Annotated in this window: 29 protein-coding genes; 15 read left to right on the top strand and 14 right to left on the bottom strand. The window is 64.0% G+C overall.

Annotated elements, in window-relative coordinates; translation table 11 throughout:
• Nucleotides 1-64: 64 nt before the first annotated feature.
• Both pcaH and pcaG read left to right on the top strand, forming a co-directional pair.
• Complete coding sequence (pcaH, locus tag ACM43_RS05245) at nucleotides 65-853, top strand: protocatechuate 3,4-dioxygenase subunit beta (RefSeq protein ID WP_271538615.1); 789 nt, start codon at nucleotides 65-67, stop codon at nucleotides 851-853.
• Between the two features lie 5 nt (nucleotides 854-858).
• Nucleotides 859-1,485: a protocatechuate 3,4-dioxygenase subunit alpha gene (pcaG, locus tag ACM43_RS05240; RefSeq protein ID WP_271538613.1), complete on the top strand. Its 627-nt coding sequence runs from the start codon at nucleotides 859-861 to the stop codon at nucleotides 1,483-1,485.
• A gap of 23 nt (nucleotides 1,486-1,508) precedes the next feature.
• Here pcaG and ACM43_RS05235 read toward each other — a convergent pair whose 3' ends face one another.
• Nucleotides 1,509-2,120 (bottom strand): LabA-like NYN domain-containing protein, encoded by a 612-nt coding sequence (locus ACM43_RS05235; protein ID WP_271538611.1) that lies wholly within the window; start codon nucleotides 2,118-2,120, stop codon nucleotides 1,509-1,511.
• A gap of 343 nt (nucleotides 2,121-2,463) precedes the next feature.
• Nucleotides 2,464-3,369 carry a helix-turn-helix domain-containing protein gene (locus tag ACM43_RS05230; protein ID WP_271538609.1) on the bottom strand — a complete coding sequence of 302 codons (906 nt, stop codon included), beginning with the start codon at nucleotides 3,367-3,369 and terminating at the stop codon, nucleotides 2,464-2,466.
• A gap of 50 nt (nucleotides 3,370-3,419) precedes the next feature.
• On the opposite strand from ACM43_RS05230, the gene pobA reads away from it, so the two are divergent.
• Nucleotides 3,420-4,592 carry a 4-hydroxybenzoate 3-monooxygenase gene (gene pobA, locus ACM43_RS05225; RefSeq protein ID WP_157285478.1) on the top strand — a complete coding sequence of 391 codons (1,173 nt, stop codon included), beginning with the start codon at nucleotides 3,420-3,422 and terminating at the stop codon, nucleotides 4,590-4,592.
• Nucleotides 4,593-4,649: 57 nt separating this feature from the next.
• On the opposite strand, the gene ACM43_RS05220 is transcribed toward pobA, so the two are convergent.
• Both ACM43_RS05220 and ACM43_RS05215 read right to left on the bottom strand, forming a co-directional pair.
• Nucleotides 4,650-6,800: an adenylate/guanylate cyclase domain-containing protein gene (locus ACM43_RS05220; RefSeq protein WP_271538606.1), complete on the bottom strand. Its 2,151-nt coding sequence runs from the start codon at nucleotides 6,798-6,800 to the stop codon at nucleotides 4,650-4,652.
• Nucleotides 6,801-6,834: 34 nt separating this feature from the next.
• Nucleotides 6,835-7,503, bottom strand: coding sequence for a hypothetical protein (locus tag ACM43_RS05215; protein ID WP_271538604.1), 669 nt, complete (start codon nucleotides 7,501-7,503; stop codon nucleotides 6,835-6,837).
• 255 nt (nucleotides 7,504-7,758) lie between these two features.
• Between ACM43_RS05215 and ACM43_RS05210 the strand changes: the two genes are divergently transcribed.
• The 4 genes from ACM43_RS05210 to ACM43_RS05195 all read left to right on the top strand — a co-directional run bounded on the left by ACM43_RS05210 (nucleotide 7,759) and on the right by ACM43_RS05195 (nucleotide 9,622).
• Entirely contained in the window at nucleotides 7,759-8,010 is a 252-nt protein-coding gene (locus ACM43_RS05210) for a hypothetical protein (protein ID WP_271538602.1), read from the top strand.
• A 144-nt stretch (nucleotides 8,011-8,154) separates the two neighbouring features.
• Nucleotides 8,155-8,598, top strand: a complete 444-nt coding sequence (locus ACM43_RS05205; RefSeq protein ID WP_271538600.1) for a hypothetical protein — start codon at nucleotides 8,155-8,157, stop codon at nucleotides 8,596-8,598.
• 158 nt (nucleotides 8,599-8,756) lie between these two features.
• Nucleotides 8,757-9,041 (top strand): hypothetical protein, encoded by a 285-nt coding sequence (locus ACM43_RS05200; protein ID WP_036011293.1) that lies wholly within the window; start codon nucleotides 8,757-8,759, stop codon nucleotides 9,039-9,041.
• A 134-nt stretch (nucleotides 9,042-9,175) separates the two neighbouring features.
• Nucleotides 9,176-9,622: a CHRD domain-containing protein gene (locus ACM43_RS05195; protein ID WP_271538597.1), complete on the top strand. Its 447-nt coding sequence runs from the start codon at nucleotides 9,176-9,178 to the stop codon at nucleotides 9,620-9,622.
• Nucleotides 9,623-9,666: 44 nt separating this feature from the next.
• Here the strand turns inward: ACM43_RS05195 and ACM43_RS05190 are convergent, their stop codons facing one another.
• The 3 genes from ACM43_RS05190 to ACM43_RS05180 all read right to left on the bottom strand — a co-directional run bounded on the left by ACM43_RS05190 (nucleotide 9,667) and on the right by ACM43_RS05180 (nucleotide 12,469).
• Nucleotides 9,667-10,032 (bottom strand): VanZ family protein, encoded by a 366-nt coding sequence (locus ACM43_RS05190; protein ID WP_036035545.1) that lies wholly within the window; start codon nucleotides 10,030-10,032, stop codon nucleotides 9,667-9,669.
• A gap of 90 nt (nucleotides 10,033-10,122) precedes the next feature.
• Nucleotides 10,123-11,715, bottom strand: a complete 1,593-nt coding sequence (locus ACM43_RS05185; RefSeq protein WP_442869263.1) for an EAL domain-containing protein — start codon at nucleotides 11,713-11,715, stop codon at nucleotides 10,123-10,125.
• Between the two features lie 580 nt (nucleotides 11,716-12,295).
• Entirely contained in the window at nucleotides 12,296-12,469 is a 174-nt protein-coding gene (locus ACM43_RS05180; protein ID WP_271538593.1) for a hypothetical protein, read from the bottom strand.
• A 565-nt stretch (nucleotides 12,470-13,034) separates the two neighbouring features.
• Between ACM43_RS05180 and ACM43_RS05175 the strand changes: the two genes are divergently transcribed.
• The 4 genes from ACM43_RS05175 (at nucleotide 13,035) to ACM43_RS05160 (ending at nucleotide 14,833) form a co-directional block, all read left to right on the top strand.
• Nucleotides 13,035-13,196, top strand: a complete 162-nt coding sequence (locus tag ACM43_RS05175; protein WP_271538590.1) for a hypothetical protein — start codon at nucleotides 13,035-13,037, stop codon at nucleotides 13,194-13,196.
• 309 nt (nucleotides 13,197-13,505) lie between these two features.
• Nucleotides 13,506-13,796 carry a hypothetical protein gene (locus ACM43_RS05170; protein WP_271538588.1) on the top strand — a complete coding sequence of 97 codons (291 nt, stop codon included), beginning with the start codon at nucleotides 13,506-13,508 and terminating at the stop codon, nucleotides 13,794-13,796.
• A 41-nt stretch (nucleotides 13,797-13,837) separates the two neighbouring features.
• Nucleotides 13,838-14,254, top strand: a complete 417-nt coding sequence (locus ACM43_RS05165; protein ID WP_271538586.1) for a hypothetical protein — start codon at nucleotides 13,838-13,840, stop codon at nucleotides 14,252-14,254.
• Between the two features lie 357 nt (nucleotides 14,255-14,611).
• Nucleotides 14,612-14,833: a hypothetical protein gene (locus tag ACM43_RS05160; protein WP_244941397.1), complete on the top strand. Its 222-nt coding sequence runs from the start codon at nucleotides 14,612-14,614 to the stop codon at nucleotides 14,831-14,833.
• A 15-nt stretch (nucleotides 14,834-14,848) separates the two neighbouring features.
• Here ACM43_RS05160 and ACM43_RS05155 read toward each other — a convergent pair whose 3' ends face one another.
• Nucleotides 14,849-16,060 (bottom strand): hypothetical protein, encoded by a 1,212-nt coding sequence (locus ACM43_RS05155; protein WP_271538585.1) that lies wholly within the window; start codon nucleotides 16,058-16,060, stop codon nucleotides 14,849-14,851.
• 176 nt (nucleotides 16,061-16,236) lie between these two features.
• On the opposite strand from ACM43_RS05155, the gene ACM43_RS05150 reads away from it, so the two are divergent.
• Nucleotides 16,237-16,479: a hypothetical protein gene (locus ACM43_RS05150; protein WP_036035522.1), complete on the top strand. Its 243-nt coding sequence runs from the start codon at nucleotides 16,237-16,239 to the stop codon at nucleotides 16,477-16,479.
• A 77-nt stretch (nucleotides 16,480-16,556) separates the two neighbouring features.
• Nucleotides 16,557-16,799: a hypothetical protein gene (locus ACM43_RS05145; protein WP_271538582.1), complete on the top strand. Its 243-nt coding sequence runs from the start codon at nucleotides 16,557-16,559 to the stop codon at nucleotides 16,797-16,799.
• Nucleotides 16,800-16,876: 77 nt separating this feature from the next.
• Here the strand turns inward: ACM43_RS05145 and ACM43_RS05140 are convergent, their stop codons facing one another.
• Nucleotides 16,877-17,203, bottom strand: a complete 327-nt coding sequence (locus tag ACM43_RS05140) for an Ig-like domain-containing protein (RefSeq protein ID WP_244941382.1) — start codon at nucleotides 17,201-17,203, stop codon at nucleotides 16,877-16,879.
• Nucleotides 17,204-17,662: 459 nt separating this feature from the next.
• Here ACM43_RS05140 and ACM43_RS05135 point away from each other — a divergent pair, with 459 nt between their 5' ends.
• Nucleotides 17,663-18,040 carry a hypothetical protein gene (locus ACM43_RS05135; RefSeq protein ID WP_271538577.1) on the top strand — a complete coding sequence of 126 codons (378 nt, stop codon included), beginning with the start codon at nucleotides 17,663-17,665 and terminating at the stop codon, nucleotides 18,038-18,040.
• A gap of 1 nt (nucleotide 18,041) precedes the next feature.
• On the opposite strand, the gene ACM43_RS05130 is transcribed toward ACM43_RS05135, so the two are convergent.
• Both ACM43_RS05130 and ACM43_RS05125 read right to left on the bottom strand, forming a co-directional pair.
• The gene (locus ACM43_RS05130; RefSeq protein WP_271538575.1) at nucleotides 18,042-18,695 is read right to left on the bottom strand and encodes a hypothetical protein; all 654 of its coding nucleotides are present in this window, start codon (nucleotides 18,693-18,695) and stop codon (nucleotides 18,042-18,044) included.
• 20 nt (nucleotides 18,696-18,715) lie between these two features.
• Nucleotides 18,716-19,453 (bottom strand): metallophosphoesterase family protein, encoded by a 738-nt coding sequence (locus tag ACM43_RS05125; protein WP_271538573.1) that lies wholly within the window; start codon nucleotides 19,451-19,453, stop codon nucleotides 18,716-18,718.
• 193 nt (nucleotides 19,454-19,646) lie between these two features.
• Between ACM43_RS05125 and ACM43_RS05120 the strand changes: the two genes are divergently transcribed.
• The gene (locus tag ACM43_RS05120) at nucleotides 19,647-20,273 is read left to right on the top strand and encodes a transglutaminase-like cysteine peptidase (RefSeq protein WP_271538571.1); all 627 of its coding nucleotides are present in this window, start codon (nucleotides 19,647-19,649) and stop codon (nucleotides 20,271-20,273) included.
• 11 nt (nucleotides 20,274-20,284) lie between these two features.
• On the opposite strand, the gene ACM43_RS05115 is transcribed toward ACM43_RS05120, so the two are convergent.
• From ACM43_RS05115 to ACM43_RS05105, 3 genes are all read right to left on the bottom strand, one after another.
• Complete coding sequence (locus ACM43_RS05115) at nucleotides 20,285-21,448, bottom strand: hypothetical protein (protein ID WP_271538569.1); 1,164 nt, start codon at nucleotides 21,446-21,448, stop codon at nucleotides 20,285-20,287.
• A 197-nt stretch (nucleotides 21,449-21,645) separates the two neighbouring features.
• Nucleotides 21,646-21,921, bottom strand: a complete 276-nt coding sequence (locus tag ACM43_RS05110) for a hypothetical protein (protein WP_036011249.1) — start codon at nucleotides 21,919-21,921, stop codon at nucleotides 21,646-21,648.
• A 75-nt stretch (nucleotides 21,922-21,996) separates the two neighbouring features.
• Nucleotides 21,997-22,569, bottom strand: a complete 573-nt coding sequence (locus tag ACM43_RS05105) for a hypothetical protein (protein ID WP_271538565.1) — start codon at nucleotides 22,567-22,569, stop codon at nucleotides 21,997-21,999.
• Nucleotides 22,570-22,643 lie beyond the last annotated feature (74 nt).

Below are 22,643 nucleotides of genomic sequence, written 5' to 3'. Positions count from 1 at the left end.
TAGGCTGGCTCATGCTCTCCCGATAAGCCGCCCGACCCCGGGCTCCCAGGGAGAGACAACGCCGATGAATGCCCAGGCGCCAGCCTTGCGGGATCCCCGCCTCAATCGTCCCGAGCCCTTGACGCCGCCGCTCGGCGACGGCGGCTTCTTCCAGCGCGACCGCGCGATCCATCCGCCGGCGCATGCGCCACGCTACAAGTCCTCGGTGCTGCGCTCGCCGCGCCAGTCGCTGCTGTCCTTGGAGAACTCGATCTCGGAGATCACGGGGCCGGTGTTCGGCCACAACGATCTCGGCCCGCTCGACAATGATTTGATCCGCAATTACGCCAAGGACGGCGATCCCGTCGGCGAGCGCATCATCGTCCACGGCCGCGTGCTGGACGAGACCGGCCGGGGCGTTCCGAACACGCTGGTCGAGTTCTGGCAGGCCAATGCCGGCGGTCGCTACCGGCACAAGAAGGATACCTATCTGGCGCCGATCGACCCCAATTTCGGCGGCTGCGGCCGCGCGCTCACCGACGACACCGGCTACTATTACTTCCGCACCGTGAAGCCGGGCCCCTATCCCTGGCGCAACTACGTCAACAGCTGGCGCCCCGCCCACATCCACTTCTCGGTGTTCGGCTCGGGCTTCGCCCAGCGGCTGATCACGCAGATGTATTTCGAGGGCGATCCCCTGATCCCGGTCTGCCCGATCCTGACGACGATCCCGGACAAGGACGCGCTCGACCGCCTCGTGGCGCCGCTCGACCTCAACGCCTCGACGCCGTTCGACTCGCTCGCCTACCGCTTCGACATCGTGCTGCGCGGCCAGCGCTCCACCTATTTCGAAAATCGCACCGCGGGGAACTAACGCCCATGCCGCAACCGCTCAGTTATCTCAAGGAAACCGCCTCGCAGACCGCCGGGCCCTACGTCCATATCGGCCTGATCCCGGCCATGGCCGGCTTCGACATCTTCGAGACGAATTTTTCCAACGTGCTGGTGACGCCGAACACCAAGGGCGAGCGCATCACGCTGGAGGGCAAGGTGCTCGACGGCACCGGCACGCCGCTGCGCGACGTGCTGCTGGAGATCTGGCAAGCCAATGCGGCCGGCCGCTACAACCACCCCGCCGATCGCTCCGCCGGCGCGCTGGAGGACGAGTTTCGCGGCTGGGGCCGCGCCGGCTCCGACTTCGACAGCGGCCTCGTCACTTTCGAGACCATCAAGCCGGGTGCGATCACCGACAGAACGGGGCGCAAATGCGCGCCGCACGTCAACGTCTGGATCGTCGCGCGCGGCATCAATATCGGCCTCAACACGCGGCTCTATTTCTCGGACGAAGAGGCGGCCAACGCCGCCGATCCCGTGCTCAACCTGATCGAGCAGCCGGCCCGGCGCGCGACGCTGATCGCAAAGCGCACCGAGCGCGCCGGCAAGGTCGTGTATTCCTTCACGATCAATCTGCAGGGGCCGGAGGAGACGGTGTTCTTCGACGTGTGAGGTGTCGGGCCGCCGTCCTTCGATCATTCCACCCGGTCGTCGCGCCTGATCGTTCCGCGCGCGAGGAATTGCGGTGGCTGCCGCATTTCGCGCGATACCGGTCGATCGGGTGGATCGCGCCCCACTTTTGGTTTCAACTCCACCAGATCGATGAATATGTCCGCCTGCCGGCGCAGGTCGTCGGCGATCATGGGCGGCTGAGTGGAGAGTGTGGAGACGACGGTCACGCGGACACCGCGGCGTTGCAAGGCCCCGACCAGCGAACGGAAATCCCCATCGCCCGAGCACAACACGATCTGATCGACGTGCTGGGCAAGCTCCATCGCGCTTACGGCGAGGTCCACATCCATGCTGCCCTTCACCTTGCGGCGGCCGGTCGCGGGGTCGACGAACTCCTTGGCGAGTTTGGTGACGACGGTGAAGCCGTTGTAGTCGAGCCAATCGATCAAGGGGCGGATCGACGAATATTCCTGATCCTCGATGATCGTCGTGTAGTAGAAGGCCCGTAACAGCGTAGCTCGGCTTTGAAATTCACTGAGCAGGCGTCTGTAGTCGATCTCGAAGCCGAGCGCCTTAGCGGTGGCATGGAAATTGGAGCCGTCGATAAAGAGCGCGCTCTTCCCAAGCGAAGACATTATGCACAACTCCCAGGTTCGGCACGAAAGCCGACCGTCCACCCGAAATGGCGCGGCGTATCGGCGGGAAAATACTTGAGCGCGCCGATGGCTTGCTGAAAAAGCGGCGCAGACGACCGGACAGGGTTGGCCGCCTTGCGCCGAGGTTAGGGAGGTTCCATGCCACCAGCGCCAGGGCGCCGAATGCTGTGACGCTAGGGCGAGGGCGTGCCCCGCTCAATTGTACGGAGGTAAGGCGCCTCTATCCAAAGGATGGGGCGCCATATACGAAGGTAAGTGGCAACGAGAGACATCGCGTTCTGCGGCGCGGGTCAGACGTGCCCTGGTCCTTTGCCCCCGTGCTTCAGACTTCGCCGCCATGGAGCCGGGCGCGAAACGCGCGTGGCGAAACGCCCGTGGCGGCGGCGTAGACCCGGCTGAAATAGGCGGGGTCCTCGAAGCCGAGGGCATAGGCAATCGTCGAGACCGGCAGGTTGGTGTAGACGAGGTTGCGCCGCGCCTCCCGGATCAGTCGGTTGAGGATCAGATGCGAGGCGGTGTCGCCGGTCGCCGCCCGCGTGATCCGGTTGAGATGCGTCGGCGTCACCGACAGCGCCTCGGCATAGTCGGCGACGCTCCAGCGCTCCAGATGATGCTGCTCCAGCAGCGCCTCGAAGCGGCGGAACAACCCGCTTTCCGCGGTGCCGTTGCCGCCGCTCTCGCCCGTGAGCGCGCGGGCCACGAGCCCGATCATGGCCGACGATAAGGCGCGGAGCACATGCGCACGGCCGAAGTCGCGCGCGGCGTGCTCGGCGAAGATCTGCTTCATCGTGGCGCGGATCTGCGGCGTGCCGCGCACCACAGCCGACCGCGACAGCGCACCGCGCAGGCCCTCGGCGGCGAGCAGCGCTTCATCGAGGATCTCCGCGGCGATGGTCAACACCCACCCTTGCGTATCGGGCACGAAGCGGAAGCCGTGGACGTGGCCGACCGGCACGTTGACGATCTGCATCGGTCTTAGGGGCACCACGCGCCCGTCGAGCGTCGCCTCGCCGCCGCCGCGCTCGATCAGCAGCACCTGGTGCAGCCGGGCATGGCGGTGCACGGCCAGCGTCCAGTCGTGCAGCACCGAACGCGAGGCGATCGTCTCGCAATGCACGACATCGGGCAGATCGCCGGACTCGCCGAACAGATTGTAGACCCGGATGGCCGGGGCGGGGGCCGCGCTTTTCATGTTCGAATAGTACAAGACAAAGGCGAAACCCTCCATCGGTCTGAGGCTTAACGTATGCAAAAAAATGCCGACGGGAGGACGCAAAAATGAAAGTTCAGGTCTGTATCATCGGCGGCGGGCCGTCCGGGCTGTTGCTGTCCCAGCTCCTGCACCTCAAGGGCATCGACACCATCGTGCTGGAGAAATACAGCCGCGACCACGTGCTGGCCCGGATCCGCGCCGGCGTGCTCGAGCACGGCTTTGCGAAGCTGATGCGCGAGGCGCAATGCGGCGAGCGGATGGACCGCGAGGGCGAGATCCACAACGGGTTCGAGATCGCCCATGATGGCGTGCTCTCCCACATCGACCTGCACAAGCATTCCGGCGGCAATTCGGTCCTGGTCTACGGCCAGACCGAGCTGACGCGCGACCTCTACGAGGCGCGCGACCGGGTCGGCGGCAAGGTCGTGCACAATGCCGAGGACGTCACGCCGCACGATCTGACGTCGGATCGGCCCTATGTGACGTATCGCTCGAACGGGCAGACGCTCCGCGTCGATTGCGACTACATCGTCGGCGCCGACGGCTTCCACGGCGTCAGCCGCAAGTCGATCCCGAAGGACGTGCTGCGCGAATATGAGAAGGTCTATCCGTTCGGCTGGCTCGGCGTGCTGTCGCGCACGAAGCCGGTATCGCCCGAGCTGATCTACGTGAAGCACGAGCGCGGCTTTGCGCTGTGCTCGCTGCGCTCGCAGGTGCTGAGCCGCTACTACATCCAGGTGCCTTTGACCGACAAGGTGGAGGACTGGAGCGACGACGCGTTCTGGGCCGAGCTGAAGCGCCGCCTGCCGGACGAGGTCGCCGGCCGCCTGATCACGGGTCCGTCGATCGAAAAGAGCATCGCGCCCTTGCGCAGCTTCGTCGCCGAGCCGATGAGCTATGGCCGCCTGTTCCTCGCCGGCGATGCCGCGCACATCGTGCCGCCGACCGGCGCGCGCGGATTGAACAGCGCCGCATCGGACATCTACTATCTCTATCACGCGCTGCTCGCGCATTATCAGAGCGGCGACGATGCCGGTCTCAAGGGCTATTCCGCCAAGGCGCTCGCGCGAATCTGGAAGGCGCAACGCTTCTCCTGGTGGATGACGATGATGCTGCACCGCTTCCCCGACCGGATCGAATATGAGGATCGGCTGCAGCAGACGGAGCTCGACTACCTGCTCTCGTCCGAGACGGCGCAGCGGCTGCTCGCGGAGAATTATACGGGGCTGCCGTTTTAGGCGATCATCACTCTCACCCTCCCCTGGAGGGCCCCTCCAGGGGAGGGTAAGAGGTTGCTACTTTCCTTCCAGCGTATTGACCGGAATCCAGTCCGGCGGCGGCGGAGTCTGCGTCAGCACTTTCGCACGCTTGGCGAACCGGGCTGACGCAGGATCGATCTTCGCGACGCCCTCGAACGCATCGGCCGCCTTGGCAAACTCCCGTGCCCGCCAGCACGCCAGCCCTTCCGCATAGGCTGCGGCGACCTTCGCCTGCTCGGCGCTTTCCGCGCCGGTTTCCGCCAGCGGCTCGAACACCCTGATCGCCTCGCCGCGGCCCTGCACCCTGATCGCATCGAGCTCGCGCCAGGCGAAGCTATCGCCGGTCTGCGCCATCGTGGTTTCGGACACCATGATCGCGGTGCCGTAGTATTTGTTGGCGCCTTCGAGCCGCGAGGCGACGTTCACGGTGTCGCTCATCACGGTGTAGTTGAAGCGGCGGCGCGAGCCGATATTGCCGACCACGGCTTCGCCGCTGTTGAGCCCGATACGGTGCGACAGGCCGTGACCGGCGAAGGCGGGATGGCCTTCATTGAGCTCGGCCAGCGTCTCGTGGCACTTCAGCGCGGCCCGCACCGCATTGCGCGCGTGGGCGGGATCGTCGGCCGGGGCGCCGAACATGGCGACGATGGAATCGCCGATATATTTGTCGACGTAACCGCCATGGCCTTCGATGATGTCGGTCATGGCGGACAGATATTCGTTCATGAGCGTCACCAGCTCGACCGCCGTCATCGTCTCGGCGATCGACGAGAAGCCGCTGAGGTCGGAGAAGAACATGGTGACGTTGCGCATCTCGCCGCCGAGCGCCGGCATCTTGCCGGACGCCACCATGGTCTCGATCACCTCGGGCGCGAGGTAAAAGGCAAAGCTCTTGCGCAGGAAGCGCTCGTCGCGGTCGGCCAGCACGAAGCGATAGCCGATCATGATCGCGAGCGCGGCAAGGCTGGCGAGCGCCGGCTCGGTCAGCGGCAGCGCCAAGGCATGGACGAATGCGCCGACGGCAGCGACCGCGTAGACGATCGTGAGACCGAGCCAGGCGATCAGGGCGCCACTCGGCGCAAACACGCCGGCCGCGCAGGCGATGACGGCCGCGAACGCGATCGTGAGAAGGGTGCGCGAGGGAAAGCCGAGCTCGGCCACGGCGTCGCGCTCGATCAGGTTCCGGACCGCAGCGGCGTGCACGAACACACCGGCGACGTCGCTGCGGGCCCTTTGCGCGGTGTCCGCAGCCGCGGGCAGGGCACATCGCGCCGACGGCGTTCCGTCATGGCCGCCGGACAGGCGCATCGAGGTGAGCTTGCGATCCTCGAAGTTGAGGACGGTCCCGAGCAGCACGATCTTGCCCTCGAAGGCGCGCCGGAAGAAATCGCGGTCGCCTTTCTCGACGCAGGCGCGCAGATCGGCAAAGGAGAAGGTCGGAACGTCGCGGCCGAGGCCGCGGAAGTTGAGCGTCAGCGTGTTCGGTACAGTGCTCGGGATTGCGTAGCCGGACAGCCCAGCCGCGCCGGATGGCGCCATCTCGACCTTCTCGCCGAGCGCGCGGGCGGCGAGCTCGACCGCCATTGTGGGCACCGGCTTGCCGTCGATCGAGAAGCTGAGCGGCATCCGCCGGATGACATCGTCGGCGTCGGTGTGGACATTGAGCGCGCGGACGTTGTTTCGCACCGCCAGTCGCTGCGCACGGTAGGGCACTTCCGCATGGTCATTGCTCAGGATCTCGCCGAGCACCAGCTTGCCGTTGTCGGAGATCTGCCGCAGCGCGATCAGATAGTCCCGGTCAAATCCGCGCATGCGGGCGCCGAGCGGCGCGTCACCAAAGGGAATCTCGGATTGCTCGATCGAGTTTTTGAAGATGACGTCGAAGCCGATCACCTTGGCGCCGCCGTCGCTGATACTGCCGAGCACCCGGCCGATCTCGCGCGTCCAGGTCTGCGTCGGCGATCCCTTGAAGGGCGGGGTCTCGTAGGTTTCGCCGTCGATTGCCACGACGACGACCGGCGACGTCGCGGGATCGCGACGCTCGCCGATGATCTTCCCGCGTAGCGCGGTGAGGATGTCGAGCGAGAGGCCTTGCAGTGTCTGCAGCGGCGGGGACGTGAAGATCGCGCCCGCAAGGAGCGCGATCAGGATTGCCGCAACGATGTCCCGTCCCCCGATCCGCCGCATCGCCCCGTCGCCAATTCCGCTTATTCGAGTCCGCCTATTCGAGCCGCAGCAGGCGGCCGATGATCGGGGTCGGCGAGGAGGTGGCGCTGGCGTCGATCTGGAAGGTGTAGCGTTTGGCACCGAGAATGGCGAGGTAGCTGCCGCCCGGGGTCAGTGTCTTTCCGGCCTTGGCAAAATCATAGAACTTGCCGCCGACCATGGCATCGCGCTTGAGCGGGACGCTGATCGTGGGCTCCTTGCCGTCGGTGCGTTCGATCACCAGCGTGCTGCCGACTTTGGCCTGCACCAGTGGCGAGACGCCGTAGAGCGTCGGCAGCTTGGCGGGCCCGCCCTTGGCGTCCGAGCGCATGGTGCGGAAGGTCGTCGCGGCGCTCTGGTTCGCTTCGCGCTCGGACAGTTTTGCCGCATTGGTGTCGCAGGGCACCTTTTCCCGCTTGACCTCGCCCAGCTGCACGGTGCTCTGCTCGGCGCCGACCAGGACGACACCTTCACTGATGGTCTCGCGCTGGCAGGATTTCAGGTAGCTGAGCGTGATGCTGGCCTTGGGCCCGAGTTTGATGATCTTGCCCGGCGTCACGTAGTCCATGAACGCGATGCCGTCGACCTTGCCCTGGACGTCCTCGACGATCGCAGCGGGAGTCTCCGCCCAAGCGGGGGCCGCAAGGCAGAATGCGCCGACACAGGCGCCGATCAGGCTTTTCATGGGAATTCTCATCCAATTCGACGATGCTCTGGTGCCCGTCCTGGTTCGATGCCTAGCAGCAGGGCGCCGGGGCAAGTGTGACCAGAATCACTCTCAGGTCTTGGTGCCACTTTAGCAGGAACAGGTTCAAACCGGCGACCGGAGAAAAATGGTGCCGCGGCAAGATGTTGGCGGATCGATCGGGTCAGGTTCATCGCGGAGATCGCAAAGCTGCGCAGTGGTGTCTCAAGACGAAGGACGAGATTTACGCGGTGGATGAGCACGCTCGACGACGGCTCCGCGGCGTTGCCCGCGGTCGCCGCGCGGCTTGAGACGGCGAGCGCGGGCGCCCAGAAGCCGCAGGCGCAGGACGAGGCGATGCTGGACGAGCTATTTGCGCGTTACACGATGGAGCGGGAGCGGGATGTCCATCGCCAGTTCCTGCAGACACTCGGGCTGAGCTCCGCCGCCACCACGCGCCGCGTCGAAGTGGTGGAGACGGCTGACGACGGCATCGAATTGTTTTGACGTCCCTGCCGCCGGGCGCGGCCGCAGAAATTTAACGGATGATTTTGCAGGGCATTAACCGTGGCGGAATGCTCGCCGTGTCGGTCATTGTCGCGCCTCAAGCTTCGTTGCAAATACACGTGGAAATTACGGGTGGATGTCTCCATGCTGAAAGAGGGCAAATACGCGGCGTGGTTCAGGACCGCGCACGCGCAAGGCACCGGTATCGTGCATCTGGCCCAAGGACGTATCTCGGGCAGCGACAGCTTCTTCAACTATGGCGGCTCCTATCAGTTCGACAACGACCGGCATTTCACGGCCGTCCTGACCACGCGGCGACATGCCGACGGGCCGCCGACCGTGTTCGGGCTCGACGAGGTCGAGGTCGAGCTCTCCGGCGTTTATAGCGGGGCGATGGCGACCTGTTCGGGAACGGCCCGGCAGGCGCCCGATGTGAGGTTCGAAGCGACTCTGATCTTCAGCCAGGAAGAGGCGCCGGCTCCCGACATCAGGGGCGCGGTCGTGAAGCTCAAGGCCGACAAGCTGCCTAAGGGGCTCGACAGCCGCTCACGGCCGCGGCATCCGTTCACGACGGGCGCGCCCAAGTGACAGTGGATCGGCAACAAGCTGCGCCGGTCCACCCGGCTCGCGTCTGCGCCGCGCTTAGCATTGCGTTGACGTTGTTGGCTCGAATTCGCGCTGCAGCAACTCCGCCTTCAGAAGCGAGAGCTATCTAGTCTGCGATAGATCAAGCGTGGTGGAAGAACATGCCTCAAATCTGGATGACATATGACGAACTCGGCGCGCTTTGCGGCTGCGATGCTGTGGAGGCGAGGGATCGCGCCATCCATTTGTCGCTCGATCGTCGCAGGAGCCGCGACGGTGCCACACGCGTCAAGCTCGATCTGGCGCTGACAGCCAAGTTCTTTGCATCCGTCCGCGAGGCGGATTTCGATCTCGACTGCGCCATTGAAGCGCTGCACGACACCCACCGGAAGATGGCCGAGCTCCTGGTTCCCTCCGAGCGTCACACGAGGCGCGGGGCGGCTTGAGCGGCGCGTGTTTCGCTTGCGAAGGCTAATTCCTGCGAGCGTTGTCCCGAATCAGCATAAGCTTTGCGGTGGAATGTCCGGCAGCCCTCGGTGTTTTCATCGCGGGGGCCAACGAAATCCGCAGGAGGAAGTGCATGAGCAAAGCCGTGTGTCGACGGTCCGTGGCACTGTTGGGGGCATTGGCGCTGGTCGGAGGCCTTAGCGCGACGAGCGGAACGGCAGGCGCGGAGGTCGTGAAGCTGCGAGCGGAGCTCAAGGGAAGCAATGAAGTGCCGCCGAACAGCTCGACCGGGTCGGGCAAGGCGGAGGCGACCTACGACACCGAAACGAAAGTCCTGACCTACGTCGTCACCTTCACCGGGCTGACGGGACCGGCGATAGGCGCGCATTTTCACGGCCCCGGCGAGGCCGGGAAGAATGCCGGCATCGCCTTGCCGTTCAAGACGGCGCAAAGCCCGATCGAAGGCAGTGCCACCCTCACCGAGGCGCAGGCGGCGGATCTGCTGGGCGGAAAATGGTACGCGAACATTCACACGGCCGCCAACCCAGGCGGTGAGTTGCGCGGTCAGATGATGAAGTAAGGACCGCGTCGCCCGGTCATTCCGCCGAGGCCGTGCTCGCCGTTTCAGGCAGGTGGTCTGGGCAGGAACGCTAGGATCATCTGGGCGAGCATGACGCCCACGGTGCCGCCCGCCGCCTTCTGCAGCACGTCGAGAAAGCCCGGATCGCGATCGGGTATGAACGCTTGCATCAGCTCCAGCCCCATGGCGACTGCGATGACGAGCGAGCAAGCCAGGCTAAACCGTCCGGGCAGCAGGAACGACAGCAGGAAGCCGAGCAGGCCATAGGCGCTGAAGCGCTCGATCACGACGATCCAATAGGCCTCGTGGTGACCCATGAGCGCAGGCCGGCCCGACAGCTTCGCCAGCGTGGCATAAGCGATCAGCGCCAGACAGATGCTTGCGGCTGCTATGAGGTGGTTCCTGCGCATGGCACCAACATACAAGGTTGGTCGCCGCTCCGGTTCGAAAGCCGAAAACATCGTTAGAAAGTATCGTTAAAGCCTCTGTGGGCCGGCCAGTCAGGCCACCAAAGCCGTCGTACCGGATGTCGCCGCGCCCGGCTGCGCAACCTGACGCGACTCGATCAGCTCATGGAATTTGGCGGCGGGCAGGGGCGGCGCAACCAGATAGCCTTGGCCTTCCTCCACGCCGGAGGCGAGCAATGCGCGGAGCTGCTCCTCGGTCTCGATGCCTTCGGCGACCACGCTCATATTGAGGTCTTTCGCGAGCGCCACCAGCATCTCCACGATCGTGGTCGTCGATGCGTCCACCGTGATCGTGTCCACGAAGAACTTGTCGATCTTGATCGTATCGGCGCCGAGGCCCTTCAGCCGCGACAAACCGCTATGGCCGACGCCGACATCGTCGATGGCGACGCGGAAGCCGCGGTCCCGCAGCTCGGCCACGACCGAAGCGGCGCGCGCGAGATCATCCAATTCGTCGCGCTCGGTGATCTCGACCACGATCTGGCGCGCGGAGACGCGTGCCGTCAGAACCGTGCGCCGCAGTGTCTCGACGAAGCCGGCGCTCAGGAGGTGCTTGGGCACGACGTTCAGCGACAGCTTGAAATTCTTGTCGGCCCTGAGCAAGGGCCTGAGCTCGGTGAGCGCCGATCCCAGGATCTGCCAGGTCATTGCCTGGATGCGTCCGCTGGATTCGGCGAGCGGAATGAAATTCATCGGCGGGACCACCGAGCCGTCGCGGCGCAGCCAGCGCGCCAGAATCTCGCAGCCCTTGATCCGACCTGTCCGGAGATCGAAGATCGGTTGGTAATATGGCTTGAATTCGCCGGCTGTCAGCGCCCGGTCGAGATCGGCCACTGGCCCCTCCATGCGGCGGTTGCGTGCCAGCAGGATGCCGAAGATCGCGCCAAGTCCGAGGGCCACTGCGAGCGTTGGCCAATAGGCCTCGTTGTTCCAGCTTGACAGCACCGCGTGCTCGAGCCGGATCGTGGCATGAAGCGGGAGCCGAGCGGACGCTCGCTCGAAGCCGATCGGCGCCGGCAGAGACTTGCCGGCCTCGCTCTGGAATTCGCCGAGCTTCTCGCCATTGCTCAAGGCGAGGATCACCTGGCTGTGCGCGCGCAGCTCGGCCGGCATGATGTCGAACAGGCTGGCATTGACACCGACAATGGCGACCAGGGCGGAGTTGCCATTGACGTCCCTGAGCACGCCCAGGGCGTCGCCGCCGAACTGCTCCACGCGGAACAGGGAAAGCGTCTTGTCGCGCGAAGGCAGCATGTCGCGGCGATCCACCCATCCCTTGTCGAATTCGAGCGTCTCGGAATAGGCCGAGCAGATCACCGAGCCGTCCGGCTTGACGAGGCGGACGTCCTTGATCGCCGAGCGCTGGTAGACGTGCAGGCGGATGGCTTGCAGCGCCGCCGGCTCGCAGCTGGCGAAATTGCGCCGCGCGAGCTCGTCCAGGCTGCCCGCAGCGAAATCGACTGCAAGCTCCGATCGGCGCAGAACCACCTCGGTGAGCTCATTGAGCTGATGCGCCTGGTGCTGGCGAATGACGGCGCTAGCGGCGAAATGACCCGCCAAGGCGAACGCCATCGTGCTCGCAAGCACGAGTGCCACAAACGGGAGGTCTGGTCGCAGCACTCTCATCCGGCTCAGGCGAAAAACAGGGCGGGGTGGAAAATTCAAGCAAGGCGTGGAGATTGATCCTAGCCAGCCGGGGCTAAGATAGGGTTTAACGGAGGACGGGCCCGAAAGGCGCGCCTGAGTGCCCCCAGCCAACGGTCCGGCGGCTCGGGGTTAGAAGCAAGCATGGAAAGTTGAGCAGTATGATCAGGACGTTAAGCCTCGTGATGGCGTTGGCAATGGGGAGCTCTGTGGCCTCGGCGCAGGGGACCAAAGACACGCCATCGGGCACGCAACCCACCTCCGCGACGCGCAGTGGCACGGGCACGAATTCCGGATCGGACACGATGGGCGGCGCCTTCAAGGGAACGGGGACGCCCAGCTACGGAACCAGCCCCGGGATGGGGTCCCAGAAGAGGACGCAGAATTAAGTGTGGCGGCTGGCGGGGCACCGCCGGCAACCCGCTCAATCCACCTCACCGTCCGAGACGATGGCGGACCGGAACGACCCCGGGATAAGGGCGGCTGGCCCTATCGATGCGGGGCCCGTTGGACTGCAGCGGCCGGCCATGAAGCCGAGGCGAGCGCCGGTGCACTTCTAAGATCAGCTCTTCTTAGCCGCCTTCGACTTCAACGTAAGACCAAGCCGCAACGCCATGCGCTTGATCGCATCGGGCGAGCGCCCGAGAGCTTTCGCTGCCTGCTCCAGCGAGGTTGAAGACTTGGCCAGCTCGATGAGCCGGCGATCTTCCTTGAACGACCAGGGCCTGCGCGCCATAACCGAAATGATCCTCTCGTCGACACAACGACAAAGCCGCCAAGCGGACCCATGTTCGCTCGACGGCTTTGCTTGGGTGGGGCCGGGCTTGGGGCAGCCCGGTGCTAGATGGATAAGCAATCGCCGAAAGTTCGCAACAAACAACGCGGGTTAAGCTAACCTCTCAACCTTACCGCGATGAAGTTGGTGCATGGCGCTCCGTAGAAGCACGGATGCTTTCGTCAGAATTGTTGTCTGCGACGGCCGCCAGAAACGTTCGAGAAACATATCGGCCTCTCGTGCATATCGCAGCTGTGCCCGAAGGCAGCGCATCCGGCCGCTTCGTTCGAGGCGGCTGCCGCAGTGAACACGGGTTAACATCGCCGGCTGGATATCGCCCTCGAACGATGAGAGATTTCGTCATCCTCTGGGCTCGTGGTTCTCGCGACGGCCAAAATTCAAGCATCACGTTGCACAAACTTCATCTTCCTCTGACAAAACTTTCAGCGTCGATGATCTTGAAGTCGTCACAGCATCACGTTGAAATGTACCGGGAGGAGCGTTCCGATCATTGGGAACATTCCAAATGTTTGCAATTCTGGTTCTGATTTCGATTTTTGCAGCTGGCTTTTGCTGCGGCTACGGCGTGCGGGCATGGCGCTCGCGCAGGCGATCGGCACGATATCGTCTCTATGCGCCCTACACGCCGGCGGCGATGGGCGCCAAGCAGAGTGAGCATCCATCGTAGGCGCACAGCCATGGCCGCGATGAGAGTGCACGCTGATCCTGCCGTGCGGCCGGGTCGGATAACCATGCGCAGTTAGGTTAACGTGGTGCGGCGCTTGAGAGCTTTGGAAAGGCAACCTAGAACGTAGCAATTCATGGTGAGAGTTTAGCCGCCTGTATTTTCGCGGCTCGCATAGGTGGGCGAGAATGGCGTATTTGATTGCTTTGCTGGGCGCGACTTGCGTCCTCGTTTTGATCGCGTTTGTTCGTGGCTTTGAGCGGCGGCTGAAGGATCGTCCGGGGCCTTGGATCATGAACGAGGGCCTTGCGAATGACTGATCAAAGGCACAACGCGCCGCGCAGATATTTCGTCGATGCCCGGGGGCATCGCGTTCTGATCGGCCTGTCTCCGGAAGAGACGGCGGAGTTCGAAGCGCTGGATCTCGCATCGAACGAGACGGGGCAATTTACATCCGAGGTCCGCGCGCGAAAAGGAGCCGTTGCCGACGGTGAGATCCGCTGGCACGAGCTCTATTCCAAGCACGCGGGAGCTTGGCGGGCATGGATTGCACAAAGCCAGACCGCACGGGCGCCGGATTCAGGATTTGTTAACTACGTCTGACCGATGGTACCCGCCTGGATCTCGTATGTGGGATGGCCCGGATGTTTCAGCTGTTCCTGAGAGCGCGCGCACACAATCTTCTCGGCTCCCGCCGCGAGGATAAAACCTTCAAGGCCCGCTCGGCCGAGCGTGATGCGGAGACTGACCGCGGGCGGATCGGTGCCGTTTTGGCCGCGATCGAAACCGCCTTGCAGGAGGCGGAGAGGGAGCAGGCCGGGCTCAACCGGCGTGTCGACGATGCGCTTGCGCGCGCCTCCGTCACCTTCGGGAACGGCACCGACGAGTATCTCGAGCGGGAGGCGCTCGATAATCATCATCAGGATCTCTTTGCTGCCGACATCTCGAACGGCCAGCGCCGGCTCAAGGAATTGGCGAGCAGCATCGCCCACTTGAAGTTCGTCAAGACGGCAATGCTCACGCGCTTTCCGGATTTCAAGCCGCCGCAGCTGAACAGCTAGTCACGCGTCTGCGGCCATCCTTCGAGACGCCCGCTTTCAGCGTGCTCCTCAGGATGAGGAGGGAATGCGCGGCAGCAGCAATGTCAACGAGCACCGACGCCAAATGGCCTCATCCTGAGGAGGCGCGCAAGCGCCGTCTCGAAGGACGAGGCGTGAACATAGTCGCCGTCAGGAGGCGCCGCGGTAGCCCTACCGGCACGTACGGCAGATCGCACGACACTTCACCGGTTTGCCGTTTGGTGCTTCGATCCTTTTTGATATGATTACGAAAATCATTCATGGATTGAAGGAGCGTAAGAGGTGCCAGTCAAAAATTTGCGGACGTTGGTTGGATTGGCAGGTGCTTTGACATTGGCCGTGCCGGCGACGGCGTCGGCCATCACCGCCGAAGTGGCGCGGGCATGCGACGCCGCGGTGGCCAAGGCCTTTCCGCCCAGGCAGATCGGCAACCCCGCAGCGGGGAGTGCCAAGGGAACGGGCAAAGACCAGCGCGAGTACTTCCAGAAATGCGTCGCCAACAACGGCAAGGTCGACGACATGCCGGCGGATGCGCCAAAGGACAGCAAGCCGGCCAAATAGGAAACAAAGGCTGCGTTATCGCCGCGGCGGCGGGCAGGGCGAGTAGAACGCGCCGTTCGCCGCATTGATGCGCTCGACGCATTGGTTGGGATCGGTGATCGTCCCAGCGATGGTGAAGTCATAGCCCATGCCCCTGACCACCACGACGTAGCGGCCGGGCGCGAGCGTGAAGCCGTCTTGCTCCGGTTGCAGCAACAGCATTCTCGACTGGTCGTCGATCGGACCTACCTTGTAGGGGTAGGACATGCTGCGGATGACCCAGGAATCGCCGGCGCTGACCATGGCGGCCTTGCCCGTGGCATCGATGCCCATCGACCGGGACACTTTCGCGATCACCCGAACTTCGGTCCCGGTCGCATCGACACCCCCGTCGGGCCTGAACACGATGAATTTGACGTCGCCGTCCATCAAAGTGGTCGCGCTCGGCGTGTTGATGGCGGCCGAGATCGCGACGCGCCGGTCCGGAATCTTTCCCGGCACTGGCTTGAGCTCATGGAGCTGGCCCTCGCTCAAGGCGTAGACGCCGAACGTCGTCGGCAGGGGCATCGAGGGGTGCGCCGCCGGCGCCGGCTCCTTTGCGCTCTCCGGGGTTCGTTCAGCGGTCTCGCTGGCCGAGGGAGTCGGAATCGCGGTCAGCTGAGGCTCCGGGCTCTTGGCCGAACGTTCGGGCTGCGCCATCTGCGACGATGCCGTCAGTTGTGCCTTCAGCCGCGGCCAATACACGACCGCGGTGCCGGCGCCCGCAATGAGCAGGAGGATCGCGGTCAATCGAACGAGAGACTTGAAAGCGCCGCTCCGTTTGGGTTGGTCGGGCGATCCTGGCGGTGCGGCAGGACGCCGCGGCGTCTCGGCAGCCATCGGAATGGCTGATGACGCCGAGGCAGCGAGCGTCGGAATGGGCGGGGGGACGGGGACGTTCGCCGGTGGAGAATTCGGCACGGGGACCGAGGCATCCCTGGTCGGTGCAGACTTCTCGCTTCGCTCAAAGGCGCGTTCGACCTCCCGAATGGCGCGTTCGAGGACTTGCTGGAGCTCTCGCGCTTCCCGCGCATCGGCGTGGGTGAATTGTTCCAGAAGCTTGACGCGAGCCAGCTCGTAGACGACATCCCGCATCTGCCTGGGGTCGCCGGAGACTTCGCGGATCCGCTCTGACAACAGGCGGACGAGCCCGGCCTTGATCTCTTGCGCCTGCGAGGCGTTGGCTGCGGTGTCGCCGGTCTCGGTCATCAAGAGCGATCAACTAGCCCGGATAGTGCCGTTTCGCTAGGTTTTTTCACCCCGGATCGCGTCGGTTGCGGTGAAACACGCTGATGCTCCGGCCGCAAAGGTCCTGCGCGTTCGTTTCGTAGCGCTTGCTTTTGGGCGGAAACCTGTGACATTGCTCCTTCTTCCGGTGTGTGACCATGCGCGGCATTTTGACAGCAATCATGTTTTTGGCCTTTCTGGTTCAGTCTGCTTCTGCACAAGGGACCAAGGATCAGGCCAACACGACGAGCTCCAGCATCGTGACGACGACCGACAAAAAGAAGCAGACCACCCAGGCTGCCTCGCGGCCCACGGCTGTCCGGAACGTGGGTAGCGGTTCTACCGGACAGGCGGCCCAAGGTGTCTGGAGGAATGGCAAGCTGATCGCCGTGCCGCGGTGAGGTCGCGCAACGAACCGTGATGCCGTCGTGAAGGAACGGTCTTCGCCTCCCTGACGTTCTTGCTCGGGAGATATCGCATGAAACGAATAGTCTTGATCACACTCGCCCTTGTGGTGCCTGCGGGCGCCTGGGCCCAGGGCGTTAGCGATCCGTCGACGCCCAACCGCAATGTGATCATCGTCAACCCGTCGCAGCCCGCGCGTCCCAACGCGACGCCGAATATCCCGAGCCGGATCGAGCCTCCCGTGACGACTTACGGGCGGGCCCGGCCCTATCGCGGGAGCACGACGCGGGGCAGCGGGTCGAGCCGCCGCTATTAGAGTGTACTGCTCTGGAGCATGCTCCGCGTAATGACGATTTTGTCCTGGTCTCATCGCGTTAGCCGCGCTACCACCCTTTATTGCGGGTTGACTTCGACCTCCAGGGTCGATGTCCCCGCAGCATGACGGTTCTTGCCCGAGATCAGCAGTGTAAACTTGTCGCTGCCGCGCGCCCCAGCTTCTGCCGAATAGCGGAAGCCGGACCCGACCACCGCCAATTGTCCCCGTGATGGCCCGCTCACGACCGATACTTTGAAGATTTGCATGTACGACCATCGCAGTCCCTGGATGCAATCGGCTCCAGGCGCGATCGACATCGTCCATTTCACGGTGTCTTGCGACAACTCAAACGGCGTACGCTCCTTGACGCAGGCGGGACTGGCGTGAGCCAGCAAGCCAGGCATGGCGGACGCCGCAGCGGCAACACTTAACAGCAATGTCGGTCTTGCTCGCATTCTCGGCTACTCCATCAGCGAATGCCGAAACCGGCTGTGATGACCTGGTGCGAGAACGGAGCAGTTTGCCCCGTAAGGCGATCACGGACGTGGATCTCGGGTCCACCAATCATCCGGTCGGCCTGCCTCGGATCATGCCATACTACCCCTGTTTTGCCCGACGGATCAAATCGAATTTCGGGAATACGTAAGCCATTGATTTGGCTGGTGACGGCTACTGTGCATGGGGTTGTTTTTCGCTTTTTGAAGGGATGGCTGCCGCGGTGCTAAATGTTGCAATCGGTAGCCGTATCAGCTGAAGTTGCGGCGACCGCTCGGCCCCCAATCGGAGTGATCGGAGTGCGACCCGTTCGCTGCAAGTCCCTGTCAGACCGCCGGAGACTGGCGCGCGCGCCGGCTCAAGCGGCCATGGCGGCCGCTGTCGGATTGGCTCTCTATGCCTGCCCGCTCTCATGCCGTGCTCAGACTGAGCCGGAGCCGTCCATCAACGACTATCTTCCGCCGAGCGAGGCGGAAGTCTCGCGCGACGAATGGCGGCAGCGCATCGAGGATGCGCGGCGCCGTGCCAAGGAGGCAGCGCGCGAGCGGCGCGAGCATCCGGCGCTCTACAAGCCCATTCCGGAAGATCCGGACCTTGTCGCGACCGAACGCCTGCTTCGCGACGACAGCCTGCAGCGAGGTGACATCGTCGCCACCAAGAAAGGCATGTTCATCTACCAGGGACGATCCGACCAGCCGCGCCGCGATCAGGACTTCCTGCCGGTCAACCCCAAATCGGTCCGCTGAGTTAGTACCGCCGCAAGATCTCGTTGAATCTGGGATCGGTCACTTTCGTCGTCTCCAGCAGCAGCGACTTGCCTTGCGGAGTTGCCTGCACAAAGGCCGCGACCAGCAGCGGCTCGTAACGCGAGCGGCTCGCCAGCGCCGACCGGATGTCGGATTGCGCCAGCAGCTTGATCTCCTCGTCGGTTGCAGCTGCGCTCGAGGTCACGGTGCGAACGCGCGACAAGGCAACGTCGATCGGCACCGACCCGGTCAGGTACGACATCTTCACCGCAGGCGTGACCGTCTCGCCGGCCTGGGCCTGTAGCGTCCCGAGCGTGAGCCAGAGCGCCGGCCTGATCGGCGAGACTTTCAAGGCTGCCACGACAGCGGCTTGGGCCGTCTTGTTCTCGCTGGCCCTTCCGCCTGCCTCGGCCGACGGACGATGCAGAACGTCGGCGGCCATCGCCGCCGCATGATTTGCCAGGAGGTCGCCATCCCACGAAACGGATGCCAGGCTGCCCGCGGCCGCGAGCTTGGCCTTGTCCGGCGGAATCTCGCCCGAGAACAAGTCGCTGGCGCGAAAGTTCGGCCGCACCAGATCGCCATAGAACGTCATGCCGGCATGGAGCGCCAGCGCGATCGCGGTCAAGATGCCAATGGCGCGAAGCGTGATCACCGAAGTTGCGGCCTAAGCTTTCAAATTGCGAGAAGACTATCGCCTTGGATCGTCAACAGGGTCAAGTTGCCGGTGGCATAAGCGCCGGTGTCGATGTTGATGCGGTTCGACCGGATATCGGGCGCGCTGACCGGCGTATGGCCGTGCACGATGTATTTGCCGAAGCGCTCCTCGGAGGCGAGGAATTCCTCGCGGATCCAGAGCAGATCCTCATCCTTCTGGCGATCGAGCGGGACGCCCGGTTTGACGCCGGCATGGACGAAGAAGAAGTCGCCGCAGGTAAAGGACGAGGGCAATTGCTGGAGGAAGGCGAGGTGCTCCGGCGGGAGCGCACGTCTCAGTCCCTCGATCAATTCGACCTGCTCCTCCGCGGAAGGGTTCATCGTCGGCGTGACGCCGTAGGAGACCAGCGTCAGCAGGCCGCCATAGTGGCGCCACTCCTGCAGGCGGGCGGGGTCCTTGAGGACCTCGAGCAGGAAGACCTCGTGGTTGCCCTTCAGGCAGACCGTCTCGTGCGATTTCGAGCGCGCGATCAGGAGATCAAGAACGGCGCGTGAGTCCGGGCCGCGATCGACATAGTCGCCGAGAAAGACCTGAATGGCGCGTTGGGGAGCCGAGCGGGCGAGATCGACGTCGATCACGGTTAACAGCGATTGAAGCAAATCGGCACGACCGTGCACGTCGCCGATCGCATAGACGCGGACGCCATCGGGAAGCCGAGGCTTGGTCTTCTTTCGAAAGCGGGAGGAAAGGCCCATCAGGTCGGTCGAATCGCTTCCAGCGTCACGAGCGGAACGTCGTGACCGCTCTTAGCAGAACAAGTCACACATCGGTATTCTTAATTGTTCCTGACCGATGAGCCCGCATTTTGATTAAAGCCTCGCGTGGCCTTTGAGCCGTATTTCAAGAGGTCTCGCGTAGCGTCTCCCCAACAAGAACGGGGAGCGCGACATGCGCAAAGTGGTAAAGTTCCTGGCGGCCGTGGCCGCAATCGCGGTTGCTGCGGGGGTGCAGCAGAAAGCGGAAGCCGCCTTCGTCGGCGTGCCCATGGGGCTGCGCGGTGCCATCCACTACATCAAGTTCGACCAGCCGACGCTGGCGCCGATGGCGTTCACCATCTTCTGCCTGAAGTACAAGGACGAGTGCAAACCGCGTCCGCAGCGGATCGTCTTCCGCGGCGGTCGCCTGAAACTGACGGCCGAGCGCATGGCGCAGATGCAGGAGGTCAACCAGCGGGTCAACACCGCGATCCGCCCCGAGGCCAATCTGGAAGGGCTGCGCGGCGAGAAATGGCTGCTGCATCCGGCGAGCGGCGACTGCAACGATTACGCCGTAACAAAACGCCACGATCTGATCGCCAAGGGCTTTCCGGCGCGCTCGGTGCTCTTGAGCGAGGTCGTGACCAGCTGGGGCGAGCATCATCTCGTGGTCGTGGTGCGCACCTTCTCCGGCGATCTCGTGCTGGACAATCTCTCCGGCCACATCATGCCGTGGTCGAAGAAGCCCTATCGCTGGGTCCGCATTCAGTCGCCCAAGAATCCGAACTACTGGGCCTCGCTCGGCGACCGCGCGGTCTGATCACCCGCGCGCTATCGTGATCCGGATTGGCTGACGCTCTGCGACAGCCCCAGTCCCAAGATCACCGAAAGGCAAAGGATTGCTGCCGGGTGCAGCAATCCGGGACCGGCAAAGCTCTGAACCAGCGCAAACAGGACGCAGGCCGCGGCCGAAGCGGGAAAGAACGAGTCGCGTCCGCGCTGCAGGGCGCCGAAGAACAGGCGAACCAAAGCGAGCAGGCTCACCGCGATCATGGTGACCAAGCCGACCCAACCCATCCCCGCGAACACCGATATGGCCGCCGAGGGCGTGGTCAGGACGGAGCCGGCATCGCTCTGATAGATTCTGCCCACCGCAGAAAATGTCCCGGCGCCGGCGCCGAACCAGCGTGTATCGGCCAGCATGCGCTCGAGCGCAGCCTTCGTTTCGGCCCCCATCTCCGGGACGAGGCGCAGGAGGATCGGTCCGGAGCTCTTCTCGAGCAGGAAGGTCAGCACGATCGCCGCGCCGATCAGGGCTGCCACCGACAACGCGCTCGCGGCCAATGGCGACAGATCCAGTCTGCGGATCACGAGGATCAGCAGGATCAGCACGACGCCGAAGCTTGCTGCGACCGCATTGTTGGCGTCGGAAAAGCCAAAGACCGCAGCTGCGCTGATCAAGGCGCCCGTAAGGCCCAATAGACCAAGCACGATCGAGCGAGGTAGCGAATGACGGGTTTCGGCGCGCTCTGCGGCGAGTTGCATGACCGCCAGGTTCAGGATGAGACCGAACCCGGCCAGAGTTGTTGCCAGCTCGGACGTCGCGGCGGCCCCTGCCACTGCCGGCGCGAGCCGATGCAGATCCAGGGTTAAGGCCGAGACGGCGGTGACGCCAGCCAAGACAAACAGCACCAACTCGGCGCGGCCACGATCGCGAACGACGACAATCGTTACGCCGAGCAGCGCGATCGCTGCCAGCGCCAGCATCAATGCGTTCACCGTCAAGCCGATATCGGCCGTGATCGGCCCGAGCGACAGGCCACCGATCCCCTCGTGGGCGCTGGCCCAGATCGGATGCGCAAAGCGCAGCGGAAGCGGAGCGAGCTGGGCCGCGATGCAGAGCGGAACGGCGACCAAAATCCAGCGGCCCCAGGAGGTCGCACGGACATAGTGCTCGTAGTCGGCCTTGCGCGTGTTCGCGGCGGCCGCCAGCAAGCCTAGCGCAGCGGCCATCGTCCCGAGCTGCGCACCGAATTCGGCGCCGGCGATTCCGAGAGCGGAAGCGGAAACGATGGAAACGATGAGGGCAAAATAAGCGAGGGACAAACGGCGCGCTCGAAGGGAATCCTGAAACGAGTCAGGTCACCATACAAGCGGGCGTGTGGTTTTCAAAACAGAGGCCTGCGCCGCGATCAGCGGGTGGCCTTGACGGGTCGACCGAAGACGCGGGTGGCGCGTGCGGCGGCAAGGGCAAAGCGCGCGCCCGAACCGAAGAGGTAACCGCCCTGGAGGGCGATGGCGGCGAACGCCGCAGCCTTCATGCCGTCAAGGAAGCCCAGGCTGGTCATCATGCTGACCGGCAGCATGGTGAGCACCAGCGCAAATGTGACCGGCAGGAGCACGAACACGCGAAAGCGTTGGCCCAGCACGGCACCTGTGAGAAAGCTGAAAATCAAAAAGGCGGTCATCCGAAACACTCTCCGTGCTCCGGACCCTAGATTCCCCGCCTAAAAAGACCCTTAAGTTGTATGGCTAAATTTGGCCTATTGGCCGCAATTTGCCAGTAGCGAATGATAGGCCTCCCGCAGCCCGTTGAGCGCCACCATACCCTTGATCTCGCTGTCGCCTTCCCTGACCACCACGGACAGGGAGGCCGTCGTCTGCCACTTTCCGGCGGCAAAGGCCGAGACCTCGTCGGGGAGCAGCACGGCCGCTCCCGCGGCCGCCATGCTGCCCTCGAAGCTCAGGGTGCCGCCGCCGCTCGCCGCGATGGTCAGCTTGGGGCGGCTCCGGGGCGGGAAGGGCCGGATCAAGGCCACCAGCACATCGACCTTGCCCTTCGGGGCGCAGCGCACGATCAGGCCGGCGAAGTCCGGGTCCGATTGGGTGGTGTCGGCAGTCTTCATGATGGCCGCGAAGCTTTCGCCGCCCTTGGCCCCTTGGGTCCGGGTGAATTTCCAGACGGACGTGGACGCAGGGGCGGCCACCTCAACAACGGCCGCGCCGCGACACCACGCCCCGGCGCTGCCAGGGCAGGCGACGGCGGGGCCCCATGTGCGATCGGCGGCGCCAAAGAGGGAGCCCGCCAACAGCGGGATCAGAAGGAGGCCAGACACGGGTTTCCTGCTCTTAACGGCCCAGCCTTAGCAGATGGCCGCGAGGTCAAGAAGCCTTGCACTTGACACATCGA

Source organism: Bradyrhizobium sp. CCBAU 45321, assembly GCF_028128975.1.
In the GTDB taxonomy this organism is placed as follows: Bacteria; Pseudomonadota; Alphaproteobacteria; order Rhizobiales; family Xanthobacteraceae; genus Bradyrhizobium; species Bradyrhizobium yuanmingense.
The sequence above is the reverse complement of the archived record's forward strand: the minus strand, read 5'-3'. Positions and strand labels throughout refer to the sequence as shown.

What these genes read in the sequence shown, in the direction of transcription:
- pcaH (WP_271538615.1), top strand. Translation starts at nt 65, where the DNA reads ATGAATGCCCAGGCGCCAGCCTTGCGGGATCCCCGCCTCAATCGTCCC.
- pcaG (WP_271538613.1), top strand. Translation starts at nt 859, where the DNA reads ATGCCGCAACCGCTCAGTTATCTCAAGGAAACCGCCTCGCAGACCGCC.
- ACM43_RS05235 (WP_271538611.1), bottom strand. Translation starts at nt 2,120, where the DNA reads ATGTCTTCGCTTGGGAAGAGCGCGCTCTTTATCGACGGCTCCAATTTC.
- ACM43_RS05230 (WP_271538609.1), bottom strand. Translation starts at nt 3,369, where the DNA reads ATGGAGGGTTTCGCCTTTGTCTTGTACTATTCGAACATGAAAAGCGCG.
- pobA (WP_157285478.1), top strand. Translation starts at nt 3,420, where the DNA reads ATGAAAGTTCAGGTCTGTATCATCGGCGGCGGGCCGTCCGGGCTGTTG.
- ACM43_RS05220 (WP_271538606.1), bottom strand. Translation starts at nt 6,800, where the DNA reads ATGCGGCGGATCGGGGGACGGGACATCGTTGCGGCAATCCTGATCGCG.
- ACM43_RS05215 (WP_271538604.1), bottom strand. Translation starts at nt 7,503, where the DNA reads ATGAAAAGCCTGATCGGCGCCTGTGTCGGCGCATTCTGCCTTGCGGCC.
- ACM43_RS05210 (WP_271538602.1), top strand. Translation starts at nt 7,759, where the DNA reads ATGAGCACGCTCGACGACGGCTCCGCGGCGTTGCCCGCGGTCGCCGCG.
- ACM43_RS05205 (WP_271538600.1), top strand. Translation starts at nt 8,155, where the DNA reads ATGCTGAAAGAGGGCAAATACGCGGCGTGGTTCAGGACCGCGCACGCG.
- ACM43_RS05200 (WP_036011293.1), top strand. Translation starts at nt 8,757, where the DNA reads ATGCCTCAAATCTGGATGACATATGACGAACTCGGCGCGCTTTGCGGC.
- ACM43_RS05195 (WP_271538597.1), top strand. Translation starts at nt 9,176, where the DNA reads ATGAGCAAAGCCGTGTGTCGACGGTCCGTGGCACTGTTGGGGGCATTG.
- ACM43_RS05190 (WP_036035545.1), bottom strand. Translation starts at nt 10,032, where the DNA reads ATGCGCAGGAACCACCTCATAGCAGCCGCAAGCATCTGTCTGGCGCTG.
- ACM43_RS05185 (WP_442869263.1), bottom strand. Translation starts at nt 11,715, where the DNA reads ATGAGAGTGCTGCGACCAGACCTCCCGTTTGTGGCACTCGTGCTTGCG.
- ACM43_RS05180 (WP_271538593.1), bottom strand. Translation starts at nt 12,469, where the DNA reads ATGGCGCGCAGGCCCTGGTCGTTCAAGGAAGATCGCCGGCTCATCGAG.
- ACM43_RS05175 (WP_271538590.1), top strand. Translation starts at nt 13,035, where the DNA reads ATGTTTGCAATTCTGGTTCTGATTTCGATTTTTGCAGCTGGCTTTTGC.
- ACM43_RS05170 (WP_271538588.1), top strand. Translation starts at nt 13,506, where the DNA reads ATGACTGATCAAAGGCACAACGCGCCGCGCAGATATTTCGTCGATGCC.
- ACM43_RS05165 (WP_271538586.1), top strand. Translation starts at nt 13,838, where the DNA reads ATGTTTCAGCTGTTCCTGAGAGCGCGCGCACACAATCTTCTCGGCTCC.
- ACM43_RS05155 (WP_271538585.1), bottom strand. Translation starts at nt 16,060, where the DNA reads ATGACCGAGACCGGCGACACCGCAGCCAACGCCTCGCAGGCGCAAGAG.
- ACM43_RS05150 (WP_036035522.1), top strand. Translation starts at nt 16,237, where the DNA reads ATGCGCGGCATTTTGACAGCAATCATGTTTTTGGCCTTTCTGGTTCAG.
- ACM43_RS05145 (WP_271538582.1), top strand. Translation starts at nt 16,557, where the DNA reads ATGAAACGAATAGTCTTGATCACACTCGCCCTTGTGGTGCCTGCGGGC.
- ACM43_RS05140 (WP_244941382.1), bottom strand. Translation starts at nt 17,203, where the DNA reads ATGCCTGGCTTGCTGGCTCACGCCAGTCCCGCCTGCGTCAAGGAGCGT.
- ACM43_RS05135 (WP_271538577.1), top strand. Translation starts at nt 17,663, where the DNA reads ATGGCGGCCGCTGTCGGATTGGCTCTCTATGCCTGCCCGCTCTCATGC.
- ACM43_RS05125 (WP_271538573.1), bottom strand. Translation starts at nt 19,453, where the DNA reads ATGGGCCTTTCCTCCCGCTTTCGAAAGAAGACCAAGCCTCGGCTTCCC.
- ACM43_RS05120 (WP_271538571.1), top strand. Translation starts at nt 19,647, where the DNA reads ATGCGCAAAGTGGTAAAGTTCCTGGCGGCCGTGGCCGCAATCGCGGTT.
- ACM43_RS05110 (WP_036011249.1), bottom strand. Translation starts at nt 21,921, where the DNA reads ATGACCGCCTTTTTGATTTTCAGCTTTCTCACAGGTGCCGTGCTGGGC.